Source organism: Rhodococcus sp. T9N (genome assembly GCF_024436645.1).
Lineage (GTDB): Bacteria > Actinomycetota > Actinomycetes > Mycobacteriales > Mycobacteriaceae > Rhodococcus_F > Rhodococcus_F qingshengii.
This window is the reverse complement of sequence record NZ_JAMSKS010000008.1, coordinates 135558-148927: the sequence shown is the minus strand read 5'-3', so window position 1 is coordinate 148927 and position 13370 is coordinate 135558. Positions and strand designations below refer to the sequence as shown.

General features: G+C 63.0%; 16 protein-coding genes. 9 read left to right on the top strand and 7 right to left on the bottom strand.

What is annotated here, in order from left to right; all coding sequences use genetic code 11:
- Positions 1–20: 20 nt before the first annotated feature.
- Both treZ and M1L53_RS15640 read right to left on the bottom strand, forming a co-directional pair.
- A complete protein-coding gene (treZ, locus tag M1L53_RS15645; RefSeq protein WP_054187268.1) occupies positions 21–1742 on the bottom strand; it encodes a malto-oligosyltrehalose trehalohydrolase in 1722 nt (573 codons plus the stop codon).
- 69 nt (positions 1743–1811) lie between these two features.
- Entirely contained in the window at positions 1812–3173 is a 1362-nt protein-coding gene (locus M1L53_RS15640; protein WP_054187267.1) for an NAD(P)-binding domain-containing protein, read from the bottom strand.
- Positions 3174–3269: 96 nt separating this feature from the next.
- Here M1L53_RS15640 and M1L53_RS15635 point away from each other — a divergent pair, with 96 nt between their 5' ends.
- The 4 genes from M1L53_RS15635 to M1L53_RS15620 all read left to right on the top strand — a co-directional run bounded on the left by M1L53_RS15635 (position 3270) and on the right by M1L53_RS15620 (position 6115).
- Positions 3270–4154, top strand: a complete 885-nt coding sequence (locus tag M1L53_RS15635) for a metalloregulator ArsR/SmtB family transcription factor (RefSeq protein WP_054187266.1) — start codon at positions 3270–3272, stop codon at positions 4152–4154.
- 64 nt (positions 4155–4218) lie between these two features.
- A complete protein-coding gene (locus M1L53_RS15630; protein ID WP_054187265.1) occupies positions 4219–4605 on the top strand; it encodes a helix-turn-helix transcriptional regulator in 387 nt (128 codons plus the stop codon).
- Positions 4602–5705, top strand: coding sequence for an ACR3 family arsenite efflux transporter (gene arsB, locus M1L53_RS15625; RefSeq protein ID WP_003941673.1), 1104 nt, complete (start codon positions 4602–4604; stop codon positions 5703–5705). Before M1L53_RS15630 ends, arsB begins: the two co-directional genes overlap by 4 nt.
- Positions 5702–6115 (top strand): arsenate reductase ArsC, encoded by a 414-nt coding sequence (locus tag M1L53_RS15620; RefSeq protein WP_007733138.1) that lies wholly within the window; start codon positions 5702–5704, stop codon positions 6113–6115. Before arsB ends, M1L53_RS15620 begins: the two co-directional genes overlap by 4 nt.
- Positions 6116–6136: 21 nt before the next feature.
- On the opposite strand, the gene M1L53_RS15615 is transcribed toward M1L53_RS15620, so the two are convergent.
- Genes M1L53_RS15615 through M1L53_RS15605 form a run of 3 tightly spaced genes read right to left on the bottom strand, consistent with a single transcriptional unit; the run spans position 6137 to position 8926 of the window.
- Positions 6137–6268 carry a hypothetical protein gene (locus M1L53_RS15615; RefSeq protein WP_007733137.1) on the bottom strand — a complete coding sequence of 44 codons (132 nt, stop codon included), beginning with the start codon at positions 6266–6268 and terminating at the stop codon, positions 6137–6139.
- Entirely contained in the window at positions 6265–6855 is a 591-nt protein-coding gene (locus tag M1L53_RS15610) for a TetR/AcrR family transcriptional regulator (protein ID WP_054186681.1), read from the bottom strand. Before M1L53_RS15610 ends, M1L53_RS15615 begins: the two co-directional genes overlap by 4 nt.
- Before the next feature lie 58 nt (positions 6856–6913).
- On the bottom strand, positions 6914–8926 hold the full coding sequence (locus M1L53_RS15605; protein WP_054186682.1) for an MFS transporter: 2013 nt from the start codon (positions 8924–8926) through the stop codon (positions 6914–6916).
- Between the two features lie 179 nt (positions 8927–9105).
- On the opposite strand from M1L53_RS15605, the gene M1L53_RS15600 reads away from it, so the two are divergent.
- Genes M1L53_RS15600 through M1L53_RS15590 form a run of 3 tightly spaced genes read left to right on the top strand, consistent with a single transcriptional unit; the run spans position 9106 to position 10395 of the window.
- Positions 9106–9300 (top strand): DUF1918 domain-containing protein, encoded by a 195-nt coding sequence (locus M1L53_RS15600; RefSeq protein WP_003941743.1) that lies wholly within the window; start codon positions 9106–9108, stop codon positions 9298–9300.
- Positions 9301–9357: 57 nt separating this feature from the next.
- Positions 9358–9981 (top strand): TetR/AcrR family transcriptional regulator, encoded by a 624-nt coding sequence (locus M1L53_RS15595; protein ID WP_054186683.1) that lies wholly within the window; start codon positions 9358–9360, stop codon positions 9979–9981.
- Positions 9982–10038: 57 nt separating this feature from the next.
- Positions 10039–10395, top strand: a complete 357-nt coding sequence (locus M1L53_RS15590; protein WP_003941757.1) for a PLD nuclease N-terminal domain-containing protein — start codon at positions 10039–10041, stop codon at positions 10393–10395.
- A gap of 1 nt (position 10396) precedes the next feature.
- Here M1L53_RS15590 and M1L53_RS15585 read toward each other — a convergent pair whose 3' ends face one another.
- On the bottom strand, positions 10397–11287 hold the full coding sequence (locus tag M1L53_RS15585; RefSeq protein ID WP_042921818.1) for a LysR family transcriptional regulator: 891 nt from the start codon (positions 11285–11287) through the stop codon (positions 10397–10399).
- Between the two features lie 83 nt (positions 11288–11370).
- Here M1L53_RS15585 and M1L53_RS15580 point away from each other — a divergent pair, with 83 nt between their 5' ends.
- Positions 11371–12267, top strand: a complete 897-nt coding sequence (locus tag M1L53_RS15580; protein ID WP_042921816.1) for a DMT family transporter — start codon at positions 11371–11373, stop codon at positions 12265–12267.
- 34 nt (positions 12268–12301) lie between these two features.
- Here M1L53_RS15580 and M1L53_RS15575 read toward each other — a convergent pair whose 3' ends face one another.
- Positions 12302–12895, bottom strand: coding sequence for a TetR/AcrR family transcriptional regulator (locus M1L53_RS15575; RefSeq protein WP_003941729.1), 594 nt, complete (start codon positions 12893–12895; stop codon positions 12302–12304).
- A gap of 55 nt (positions 12896–12950) precedes the next feature.
- On the opposite strand from M1L53_RS15575, the gene M1L53_RS15570 reads away from it, so the two are divergent.
- Positions 12951–13370, top strand: coding sequence for a PaaI family thioesterase (locus tag M1L53_RS15570; protein ID WP_230587613.1), 420 nt, complete (start codon positions 12951–12953; stop codon positions 13368–13370).

Genomic DNA, 13370 nt, shown 5'->3' with positions numbered 1-13370 from the left:
ACCGGAATCTCGAGAGTTAGTCAGCTTTCGAGTACGACGAACGAGTGCCCCGGCACCACTGTTGCGGACGCGGTCTCGTCCTGTGTCGGCGGATCCCACCAGAGGATGGGGGTTCCGCCGGCCGGGACCGAGGCCGCGTCCGTTCCCAGATTGCACACGATCTGTAATGCGCCGCGGCGCAGGGTGATCCACTGGTCGTCCTCGTCGTAGTCGACGTGCAGGTGCCCCAGCCAAGGGTCGGTGATCTCGATTCGCTTCCTGCGCAGGGCAAGTAGATCGCGATAGCAGGCCAGGACGCGAGCGCGTGTCTCGTCGTCTCGCTCGTCCCAGTCCAGTTTCGATCGCAGAAATGTCTGTGGGTCTTGCGGATCCGGAATGTCGTCACTGTTCCAGCCGTGCGCCGCGAACTCCGCTTTGCGGCCTTTGGCAGTGGCCTCGCCGAGTTCCGGTTCCGGATGCGAGGTGAAGAACTGGAACGGAGTGGTCGCTCCCCATTCCTCGCCCATGAACAGCATCGGTGTGTACGGCGATAGCAGGACCAGCGCCGCCTTGATCGCCAATTGTCCTGGCGTCAGATAGGCGCTCGGGCGGTCCCCGATCGCGCGGTTGCCGATCTGATCGTGGGTGCACGTGTATGCGAGCAGGGCGCTGGCGGGCTGATGCGTGATGTCGATCGGCCGGCCGTGAACCCGTCCACGGAACGAGGAATACGTTCCGGCGTGGAAGAAACCGCGCCGCAATGTATTTGCAAGGGATTCCAAGGATCCGAAGTCGGCGTAATAACCCTGGCGTTCGCCGGACACGGCCGTGTGAATGGTGTGGTGGATGTCGTCGTCCCACTGCGCGTCCAAGCCGAACCCGCCGGCCGCTCGTGGCGTGATCAGAGTGGCGTCGTTGAGATCGCTTTCGGCGATCAACGTGAGCGGTCGACCCAGATGAGCCGACAGTGTTTCCGTTCGGACGGCGAGTTCCTCGAGGATGTGCGTTGCGGTGTGATCGACCAACGCGTGGACGGCGTCGAGGCGTAGACCGTCGATGTGGAAATCGCGCATCCATCGCAGGGCATTGCCGATGATGTACTCGCGAACCTCGCCCGACTGCGGACCGCCGATGTTGATCGTTCGGCCCCAGGTGTTCGCTCCATCGGCAATGTAGGGGCCGAACTTTTCGAGGTAGTTGCCCGACGGGCCCAGGTGGTTGTAGACCACGTCAAGAATCACGCCGAGTCCGCGTTCGTGGGCCGCATTCACCAAGCGTTGCAATCCGTCCGGGCCACCGTAGATCTCGTGGACCGTGTACCAGAGCACACCGTCGTAGCCCCAGTTGTGAGTTCCGTTGAAGCCGTTGACCGGCATGATTTCCACGAAGCCGACGCCGAGGTCTACCAAGTGATCGAGACGTTCGATCGCGGCGTCGAATGTTCCTTCGGGGGTGAACGTTCCGATGTGCAGTTCGTAGACCGATGATCCTGGGAGTTGTCGTCCGGTCCACTGAGAGTCGGTCCAGGACGCCTCGTCGAGCTGATGCAACTGGGAGCGAAGGTGCACGCCTTCGGGCTGGCGTGGTGAACGCGGATCCGGGAGTGTTTCACCGTCGACGACAAAGCCGTAGCGAGCGCGGTTGTCGCAGTCGACCTCGGCGCGCCACCACCCGTCGTCGGTCCGGTCCATCTCGTGCGTGATGCCGTCGACTTCGACCCGGACCGATTCCGGTGTGGGCGCCCAGACCTCGAAAGTATGCACACGATCAGCATGCCTTGTTCGGCCGGATGTGGCAGCCCGGCGGGCTGGTTCCGTCGTCAAGGACTGTTTCTATCCGCAGGTGTTGCCGGACGGTGCAGACAGCGTGATCAGTTTCGGAGCGGGGGCGCTGCAGCATCCGCCCTCGGCTTTCCCTGTGTCGGTTTCTGCTGTGTCAGGTTCGTCGAAAATGCCTGCGCCGCCGCAGACTCCGGTCTCCGGAAGGATCAACTCGACACGGGCCGCTGCCTCGTGATCGCCGGCGAGCTCGGCTGCGATGCTGCGAACCTGCTCGTAGCCGGTCATCGCCAGGAAGGTGGGTGCTCGGCCGTAGCTTTTCATTCCTGCCAAGTACACCCCCGGCTCCGGATGGCGAAGCTCCTTCGCGCCATGCGGGTAAACGGTGCCGCACGAGTGGACGTTCGGGTCGATCAGCGGAGCAAGCTCGACCGGTGCTTGTAAGACCGGGTCGAGGCCGAGTCGAATTTCCGAGAGCCAGGACAGATCGGGGCGGAAGCCGGTCAGCGTTATGACGTTGTCCACGTTCTCGATGCGATCACCCGCATCGGAGGCAAGTATGAGTTGTCCCGAAGGGGTAGTTGTCACCTCTGTGGTGCGGAAGCCGCTGACGACGCTCAACAGGCCATCCTCGACGGCCTTCTTTGCGCGCAATCCCAGGGCGCCGCGCGCGGGCAGTTCGTCAGCGTCGCCGCCTCCGAATGCAGAGCCGATGTTTCCTCGGCGGACCGCCCAGGTGATGCGGGTGCTCGGAGCCTGCTCCGCCAACCCTGACAGCGCAACGATCGCCGTCAGCGCGGAGTGGCCACTACCTGCGATGACCGTGTGTTTTCCGGCGAACTGTGCCCGCACAGCCGGATCGTCGAGATCAGGAACCCGGTACCGGATCGCAGTACCCACAGCGCCTTCGCCGAGTGCAGGAAGACCCTCACCACCGAGCGGGTTGGGGGTGCCCCAGGTGCCGGACGCATCCACAACGGCCTGGGCGAACATCCGATCCTCGGTTCCGTCCCGGCGCCGCAGGTGAATCGAGAGGGGTTCGCTGTCGCGTCCGGCGTCGACGACCAGGTCACGTCCGCGTCGAGCTACGCCGATCACCTCGGTGTCGAACTGGACCAGGTCGGCGAGGGCCGAGGCGAGTGGTTCGAGGTAGAGCTCGCGCCATTGCCGGCCGGTCGGATAGGTCTGCCCGTCGGGTGAGCTCCATCCATTCTGGTCGAGGAGCCGCCGCGCGGCGGGGGAGACGAGTTCGGACCACCGGGAGAACAGTCGAACGTGATTCCACTCGGAGATCGCAGCACCGGCTGTGGTTCCGCGCTCGAATACAAGGGGTGTGAGTCCGCGCTCGCGCAGTTCTGCTGCGGCTGCCAGGCCGATCGGGCCGGCCCCGATCACGACAACGGGTAGGGGGTTCATTTTCGCGCCTTTCATCGACGATTATCGATCTACGGAGAACTGTATCGACGATCATCAATGTAGGCAACCATCGACAGCTGTCGATATAGTGGAGAGATGACTTCGCTGCAGACTCCGACGGTGCGAGTCGGAGATTCGGACTCGGATCAGATCCGTTCTTCCGTCCTCGCGCAGGGCGATGCCGATACCTACGCGCAGTGGTTCGCCTGCCTTGCCGAGCCGATGCGCGTCCGATTGCTTCACCGGGTAGCGAGCGCGGTCGGTGGTATTACCGTCGGAGCGCTCGCCGAGGCGTTGGGGATCGGGCAACCGACGGTGTCGCACCACCTGCGCAAGCTCGCCGATGTGGGTTTTGTGACCATGCGTAAGGAAGGGACGAGCACGGTCGTCGCGATGAGTCCGACGTGTTGCGTTGCCTTGCCGCAGGCGGCGGATGTGGTGATGGGAGTCCTTGCTCCGCGTCCGTGCTGCCCGAGTGATCTGCCCGACGATGTCTCTGTCCGGGCCATGATCGACGACGACTGGGATGCGGTTCGCCGTATTTACGGCGAGGGTATCGACACCCGAAATGCCACCTTTGCCGCTGAGGTCCCCTCGCGTGAGCATCTCCACGAACGGTGGCTGCCGCAGCATCGATGGGTGGCGACTATCGGGGGTGTTGTTGTCGGATGGGCTGCGTTGAGTCCGGTTTCCGAGCGTGACTGCTACCGCGGGGTTGCCGAGAACTCCGTGTACGTTGCGGACGGCATGCGTGGTCGTGGCGTCGGAAAGGCGTTGTTGCGCAAGCAAGTCATGGCCGCCGACGCCGACGGACTCTGGACTCTGCAGACGTCGATGTTCCCGGAGAACCGTGCCTCCATCTCGCTCCATCATTCGGCCGGGTTTCGAACGGTCGGCCTTCGCGAGAAGATCGCCGAACTCGACGGCGTGTGGCGCGACACTGTTCTGCTCGAGCGTCGAACGGCGATCGCCGAGGGATGAGTCCGGGATCCGGCTGACCGGATGCCCGATTGCGCGTTGATTCGATATCTGTCAATATCGAAGAATGTCGAATCAAGAGCTGCCGGACTCCGAGGCTTCCTGCACCCCGCTCGTTCGTGAACCGTTGACCGAGGATTGGGCCGGAGACTTGTCTCGGATGTTCAAGGCCCTCGGCGATCCGGTTCGTCTCCGCTTGCTCAGCTTGGTGGCAAGTCACGAGGGTGGTGAAGCCTGCGTCTGCGACATCTCCGACTCGTTCGACTTGTCTCAGCCGACTATCTCGCATCACCTGAAGGTGTTGCGCCAGGCCGGGCTGCTCGATTGTGAACGACGCGGGACCTGGGTGTACTACTGGGTTATTCCGGCTGCGCTGCAACAGCTTTCCGCCGTTCTGCTGGTAGAAGGTGCGAGCGTGAGTGCCGCAGACGCTTGCGCTGAGGTCACCGCATGAGCAACACCGCTGCCACCACCGAACACCCCGAAGTCGTCGGAAAACTCTCCACCCTCGACCGCTATCTGGCGGTCTGGATCGGCGTGGCCATGGTCGTCGGCCTGCTGGTTGGACGCTGGATCCCCGGTGTGAACACTGCCCTGGACAAGGTGCAGATCGACGGCATCTCGCTACCGATCGCCCTCGGTCTGCTGATCATGATGTACCCGGTCCTGGCGAAGGTCCGCTACGACCGCCTCGACACAGTCACCGGGGACAAGAAACTCCTCGCCGGCTCCCTGTTCCTGAACTGGGTTCTCGGCCCGGCGCTGATGTTCGCCCTCGCCTGGCTGTTTCTGCCTGACCTGCCGGAATACCGAACCGGTTTGATCATCGTCGGTCTCGCTCGCTGCATCGCGATGGTGATCATCTGGAACGACCTGGCCTGCGGAGACCGCGAAGCCGCCGCGGTGCTGGTCGCCATCAATTCGGTGTTCCAGGTGATCATGTTCGCCGTGCTCGGTTGGTTCTACCTCTCGGTCCTGCCCGGGTGGCTCGGCCTCGAACAGACCACCATCGACACCTCGCCCTGGCAGATTGCGAAATCGGTCCTGATCTTCCTCGGTATCCCGCTGCTGGCAGGTTTTCTGTCCCGCTTCTTCGGCGAACGCGCCAAAGGCCGCGACTGGTACGACAACAAGTTCATCCCCAAGATCAGCCCCTGGGCGCTCTACGGTCTGCTGTTCACCATCGTCGTGCTCTTCTCGATGCAGGGCGAACAGATCACCTCCCAGCCTTGGGATGTCGTCCGGATCGCGCTGCCCCTGCTCGCGTACTTCGCGCTCATGTGGGGCGGAGGCTACATCCTCGGCGCCGCAATCGGATTGGGCTATGAACGCACCACGACCCTGGCGTTCACCGCCGCGGGCAACAACTTCGAACTCGCGATCGCGGTAGCCATCGCCACCTACGGCGCCACCTCGGGGCAAGCTCTTGCCGGTGTCGTCGGCCCGCTGATCGAGGTACCGGTGCTCGTCGGGCTGGTCTATGTCTCCCTTGCTCTACGCAAACGCTTTGCAGTCGAAGAGGTTTCATCCAGTCGAGAAAGAGCGAGGTCATGAGCAAACCATCGGTGTTGTTCGTCTGCGTCCACAATGCCGGTCGATCTCAGATGGCCGCGGGATTCCTGAGCCATCTCGCAGGCGACGCCATCGAGGTCCGTTCCGCCGGATCCGCACCCGCCGAGACCGTCAATTCGGCAGCGGTCGAGGCGATGGCAGAGCGCGGTATCGACATCTCAGCGCAGTCTCCGAAGATCCTCACTGTCGACGCCGTCCAGGATTCGGATGTCGTCATCACCATGGGCTGCGGCGACACGTGCCCGATCTTCCCCGGCAAGAGTTACCGAGACTGGGTTCTCGACGACCCGGCCGGACAGGGCCTTGAAGCAGTTCGCCCGATCCGTGACGAAATCGAGCGTCGCGTTCAAGCCTTGATCGCTGAACTCACCACTGCAGCGAAGTCTCCCTGACCGATCGGGGAATCGACAGGATCATTCGCCCGCGGGCTCGATGTGTTCGGCACCGAGGACGGAGAGTCGGTATTCCTGTGCGTCCTGCTCGGTTTCGAAATCTTTCTCTTCGAGGAGATTCCGGTCGGCGTCGAGGTATCGGTAAGTAGTCATTCCCCCACCGTGTCACTGATGAACGATTCGTGCTCGGATACCGGTTCGATTTCGACGACGGCTATTTGAATCAGCCTTCCGTAGCGCCGGATCAGATCCTCCGACGACAGTGAATCCTCACCGAGGAGTTCGAGCGTCCGCATGCCGGTGGCCAGTCCGAGCAGCAGTGAGACGACGATCTGGCTGCGTACCAAACCGGGCTCCGTGTCGCCGATGCGGCGCGCGATCCCGTGAACGTATCGTTGCTTGATCTCGGCCCGAGCGGCGGCCGGATCTGGCGCCTCGTGAACGTGTACTGCGAGCATTGCCCACGGATCGGTTTCATCGGATTCTCTACGAGCGACAAGTTTCTCGACCAGTTGACAGCCGATGTCTCCGGTGGCGTCGGCATTCGGATCCTCGTCCATCGGAGGTGCGGACGGGATCGCAGCCGAGTACAGCCGAGCTTTGCTGCCGTAGATCTTCATGACCAGGGCAGGGGAGTAGCCGGCTGCGACCGCGATGTCCTTGATGGTCGTCGATGCGTAACCTCGTTCCGCGAACAAGGCTTTCGCTGCTGTGAGGATGCTGGCTTCGCCGCTGCTCATGTCGCTCGCCTCCGCCTCGATACCCGATCGCCATGCGTTCGGTTGCTCGTACTGGCGTTCATACTGTCGTCAACGGCTCGGCATCGACGGGTACGTCGAAATCGACGACGGTGGACTGCGCGATGACCGCTATCTGACGAGCCAATGTGCCGTGTCCGCTCTCGGTCAGCGCGGTCAGGATGTACCGGCCGGATGTGGGAAGTGCGATTCCGTAGTGCCCGGTTCCGTCGGTGACCGTGGATGCGACGAATTCGCCGGTCGGTTTCGTGAGCGTGACGACGGTTCCCGAGGTCGTTCGGCCGCCGACTCCGACCTTGCCGGAGATGGTGAGGCGGTCACCGAGTTCGACGGTGTGCGTCGATTGCGCGCTGTCGAAGCTGATTACCTGTGATCTCGGGGACCAACCGTCGGCGCTCGTGACCACCAGGTACCGGCCGGGCCGGGGTAGGGCGAGGGAGAAGTTGCCCTCGTTGTCGGCGCGACTCCAGTCGATCGGTCGCCCCTCCATGTCCATCACGGTGACAACGGCCTGCCGGATCGGTCGGCTGTCGGCCCGGACCACACGACCGGCAACCACAATTTCCGTTTCGGACACGGCGGCGTCGGGAAGCTCGAACCCTTCCGGGGTCACCGGGCGAAGTGCCGCTTCCGGTTTTGCGCCGCGGCGAGGAATGAACGCAGCGGCAGCGGCAGCAGCCACGGCGGCGAGGGCGGCCAGCCAGAAGATGTTCTTGAAGGCGTCGATCGACGGAAGGCCCTCGCCCGGCCCGGACGGGATAACCATCGAAGTGAGCATGGCGGCAACCACCGCGCTGGACGTGGACGTACCGACTGAGCGGAGCAGCGAATTGAGGCCGTTTGCCGACGCGGTTTCGGTAATCGGAACCGATCGCATGATCAGCATCGGCATCGCGGAGTAGGCGATTGCAGTTCCGATGCTGACCACCGCCGCGCTGATGATGATCAGTGCTATCGAACCGGTCAGGAACACTCGCGCGATGTAGGCGAGCGCGAGCACCGTGCCGCCGACGATCAGGGTGATCTTGGCTCCGAATCGCTTCGTGATGTTCGCGGAGACGGGCGCGAAGAAGACCATCGCGAGGCCTGCCGGAATCATGCACAGTCCGGCCGCCATCACGCCCAGTTCGAAGCCGTAGCCGGAGATCTTCGGCATCTGAAGTTGTTGGGTGGTGGAGAGGTTGTTCGCGTACATCGAGAAGCCGACGAGGATCGAGGCGACGTTGGTCAGCAGAACAGGCCGCTTGGCCGACGTTCGTAGATCGACCATCGGCTGGGTGACGCGAAGTTCGTAAGGGAACCACAATGCGAGAGTCACGATCCCGATGACGAACATCAGCAATGTCAGTTCGCTCGTCCACCCCCAACGGGCGCCCTTGGAGATGGCGAGGAGGATCGCCGTGAGTGCTGTCGAGAGCATGACCGCGCCCAGGAAGTCGAATTTGCCGCGGGTACGAACACTCGATTCCGGGACGACGACGGCTACCGCGATGATCAGCAGGACGCCCACGATCGCCGAGAGCCAGAAGATGGCGGGCCAGCCCAGATGCTCGAAGATCAACCCGGACAGGGGGAGCCCGAGTGCGCTGCCGATTCCGAGAGTGGCACTCATCAACGCTGTTGCCGACGCCACCTTCTCCTTGGGCAGTTCGTCGCGCATGATGCTGATTCCGACGGGGATCATCGAGATCGCGAAGCCTTGGAGACCACGTCCGATGAGCAGGGCGACAAAATTGCCGCCGATCGCCGCGACCAGTGATCCGACCACGATCATCGTCATCGAGATCAGCATCATGCGTCGTTTTCCGAACATGTCTGCCAGGCGGGAGACGATCGGAGTGGCGACGGCACTCGTGAGGAGCGTGACGGTGACGAGCCAGGAGGCGTCGTCAGCGCTGACGCCGAGGATCTTCGGGAAATCGGGCAACAACGGAATGACCATCGTTTGTTGCAGCGCGACCACGGTGCCGGAAAGACAGAGAATTGCGGTAATGAGCCGACTTGAACGGCGAGTGGTCGGAGACGAGTGCAATGCCAAGAGACGGTCCTTCACGCGGCGATGGTGAACGGAAATTCACCCATGAGTGAACCACTGTTCACCCGTCGCTGTCACCTTCGGTGAATATGCGATTTCTCACGACGGCAACTCGCCCCAGGGTTTCCGAGTCGGCATGGCGGGAACAACGTCAGTGGTTGGTCTGCGCCTGCGCGAGCGGGCAGCGAGGAGGAGTGATGCATGCCGAAGTGGGTGACCGTCTCCACGTCCAGGGGCGCGTGGTGGGGCAGGCGGAGGTAACTGCCGAGGTTCTCGAGGTGCACGGCGAGGACGGCGGTCCTCCGTATCTGGTCAGGTACGACAACGGCCACGAGGCGTTGGTGTTTCCCGGTAGCGACGGCTGGATAGATCACCCCGGAAAAGGCTCCTGAGCTGCACGATTCTTTCCATGCATGGTCGTTGCATCGAATGCGGCTAAAGTGTGCGCAATGGAGGGCAGACGCCAGTACCACTCCCGCGTGCGTGAAGCTTCCGCGCAGCGAACGCGTGAACTCATTCGTGATGCGGCGACGGCCTTGTTTATTCGAGACGGGTATGTCAGTGCCACCGTCAAGCAGATTGCCGCCTCGGCCGGCGTCGCCGATCGGACGGTGTTCACAGCCTTCCCTGGCGGGAAACTCGAGATCTTCGAAGCGGCCCTCGCTGCGGCGCTCGATGCCGAAGAGGTTCCACTCGGCGCGCCGAACCTGGCCTCGGACCCCGATGACGTTCGCCGGATCGTCTCCCAGATCGTGGCTCAGGGCATCGGACTGCTCGAACGTGCCGGCGCTCTGATGATGGTCGCGGTCGAATCCTCGGGTGCGGATGCCGACATGCGTCGACTATCCGAGGAGTCGTCGGATCAGTCGGCCGTCAATGCGATGTCGATAGCCGAGGGTCTCTCCGAGCATGGCTTGTTGAGGCCTGAGATTTCGCTCATGAAAGCCGCGGGCATACTTGCCGCTTTCGTCTCGCCGCAGCTTCATCAGCAATTGCGTCGGGTCAGTGGATGGGACGTCGATGCGTACCGAGGATGGCTCGAGTTCAACATTCGCCAGAATCTAATGTACTAATTGGTCTGTTTTCGTTAGCATGGCGAGGGTTTTTTATTCTCGGGAGGAATCGCCAGCGTGCCCTATGCCTTGTTCGGCCTCATCACGATGTTGCTGTGGATTTTCTGCATCGTCGACGCCATCACGAGAGATGACGCCTACATCCAGTACCTACCCAAGGTCGTCTGGATTCTGATCATCATCTTCCTTCCTACTTTGGGATCGGTTCTGTGGCTGGTGGTCGGGCGCGGACAGAACGCGCCCCGCGGATACGTCGGCCCAACCGGGTACGGCGAATACGAGCGCCCGGGACGTGCCGTTGCGCAGGATCCGGCGGCGGACGAAGCCTTCTTGCGTCAGTGCCGCGAACGGGCGGAAGAGCAGCGTCGAATTGCCAAGCAGCAGCGCCGCGACGGCGACGCTGATCGGATGTGAGTTATCGGTAGGCCGTGAGTCGGTCCAACACGAGCCGAAGCGGCGGCCACGACGATCGGCCGCGACGCGTCACCGCATAGGCAGTGAGGATGACGGGCGGATCGACGAGTGGTTCGACGCGCACGCCTTCGCGAGTCTTGCGTTCGAGCGGCATCAGCCCCACGCCGTAACCACTGAGGATCAAGAGTTCGACCAAGTCGAGACTGTCGATCTGGTGAGTGATCCGAGGGGTGAACCCGGCCAGCGACGCGAGGGTTCGCACAGCGCGCTCGTCTGCCGTGTTGCGTGAGTTCACTATCCATGACGTGTCGGCGAAGGCGCGGAGATCGATTCCGGATTCTGTGGACTTGTCGGGAGCTTTGGCGTCGTCGGGAACACACAGTCCCCATGGCGTCGACCAGAGCGGAATTGCTTCGAGTAGTGGGCTCGGCGACGCGGGGGCAAGGTTGTAGTCGTACGTCAGTGCGAGGTCTAGATCGTCGCGTTCGAGGAGTGCAAAAGCCTCCACGGGTTCGTATTCGTAGATCATCACGTCCACCTGCGGGTGACTGCGTTGCAGGCTTCGAGCGACGGGGAGCATCGCGGTTCTGATCGCAGTTGCGAATCCGCCGACTCGCAGGGTCCCCACCGGTTCCGCGTCCGGATCGAGGTCCAGGCGAGCTGCATCGACGGCTGCCAGGATGGTGACGGCATGATCGGCCAGTCGTTGACCGGCCGGCGTCAGCCGCACCCGGCGACCGTCGGGCTCGATCAGTGCGGTACCGGTCTCCGCGGTCAAGGCCGCGAGTTGTTGGGACACTGTCGACGTCGTGAGGTTGTGCGCTTCGGCGACCGCACGCATCGAACCCAAGCGGGAGAGTTCGAGGAGGAGATGGAGTCGACGGGTTTCCATCCTTCGATCATTCACTAATCGTGAACATAATGTAGGTCAAAATCGCGTGGACACGAACGGTTGGCCTCCCGTTCAATTCAGCTATGGATACGAAAGCGCGGGCCGGAGTGGGCCTGGCTGTTTTGGCGATGTTGTGCGTGCAGCTCGGGCTCGCCGTGTCGGTGGGCCTGATCGATCAGCTCGGCGCAGACGGAGCGGCGTGGCTACGACTCGCCTGGGCAGGCATCATTCTTCTGATCATCGTCAGGCCCCGCCCTTCGGCGTTCACTCGCAAGGCGTTTCTGGCTTGCGTGGTTCTGGGTGTGGTCACCGCAGGCATGACGCTCCTGTTCATGGCAGCGGTGGAGCGCCTTCCGCTGGGAACAGCAAGCGCATTGGAATTCTTGGGTCCGCTGACGGTTGCTTTGCTCCGGGGGCGTGGCCGCGTTCTGTGGCCGGTTCTGGCAGGCGTGGGCGTCGTGCTTCTCACCGAACCGTGGGCCGGGACAGTCGATCTGGTCGGTGTGGCGTACGCACTCGGTGCGGCGCTCTGCTGGGCGATGTACATACTGCTCACCCAGCGCGTCGGCGACGAGGTTGCCGGTATCAACGGGCTGGCGGTGTCGATGGCGGTAGCCGGGTTGGCCGCGACAATTGCCGTAGGCCACTCGGCTATCGGGCGGCTGACTCCGCATCTGATTCTCGTGGGCCTCGGACTCGCGATCTTGCTGCCCGTCGTGCCGTTCGTTCTGGAGATGGTCTCGTTGCGAAGGCTGTCCACGGCGGCGTTCGGCACGCTGATGAGTCTCGAGCCTGCTTTCGCGCAGCTTATCGGTCTGGTTGTGCTGCAACAGGTTCCGAGTGTTCTGGCCGTGGCAGGTATCGCGTGCGTCGTCGTCGCAGGGATCGGCGCGGCCCGCGGTGGTGCTCGAGGTGGCGCCCGGAAGCCGACTGAGCCACCCTCCGATTCCGAGCGAACGTACCTTTCGGCGCCTTCATGAGACCGAGAGTGCCGTTCGCTCAGGTCGCGTTCGCTCAGTGCGAGTGCGCCGCGGCGATTGCTCCGTCGAACACGTCGGCGACCTCGCCGAGGGAATCGAGAATCGGCTGACCGGATCGTTCGACGCGAGCCCGCACCAGCGAGCCCTCGAGCGCGGACACTGCAAGGACGGCAAGCCGTTCCGCTCGCGCACGTCCGACCCCGGACGCGATCAGTGTGTCGCGCAGTAGCGAAGTCCACTGTCGATACACCGCCTGTCCGGCGGCTGTCACGCTCTCCGAATCGGGGGCAAGTTCCAACAACACCGTCGTGATCGGCGAGCCTTCGTGGAAATCCGAATCGCTCACCCATCCGGCGAGCAACCGCGCGTACTCGCGCAGCAGCGACCCGGCGTCCGATTGGCTGTCGGCGAGTTCGGTCAGGGTGTCGGTGACCAACTGCCCGCCGACGCGGACGACCTCTTCGCCGATCTGCTCTTTGCCGCCGGGAAAGTAGTGGTAGAGCGAACCTTTCGGCGCCCCGCTCGACTTGAGGATCTCGTTGAGGCCCGTTGCCGCATACCCCTGGCGGCGAAACAGATCGGCCGCAGCTCGTACGAGTGCTTCGCGGTGTTTCGGGGGAGTCGCCACGAGTTGGAGCTTAAACACCCCAGCGATCCACCACAATCTATGTAGACTGGTCTACATGGGAAATTCTGAAATGCTCGAACAGTTGCGCGCGGTCAACGCCTCGGCGGCCTTCAACCGGTGGGCCGGATTCGAAGTCACGGAGGCCGAACCGGGTCGCGTCTGTCTGCGGCTCGAATGGCGTGAGGATCTGGGCCAGTACTCGGGACACCTGCACGCTGCGCTCGTGGCGGGACTCGTCGACACCGCGTGCGGATTTGCTGCTTTCACCCAGGTAGGTGTCGTGGCGGCGTCCAACTGCGCGGTCAATTTCGTGAGTCCGGGCGTCGGAACCGCATTTGTCGCTACGGCGCGCTCGGTCAAGGCCGGGCGCAAGCAGGTGTTCGTCACTGCCGAGGTACATGCCGAACGCGAAGGCGAATCCGTGCTCGTCGCGTTCGGCACCACCCTGTTGGTTCCACTCGCCCCTAAGGCCTAG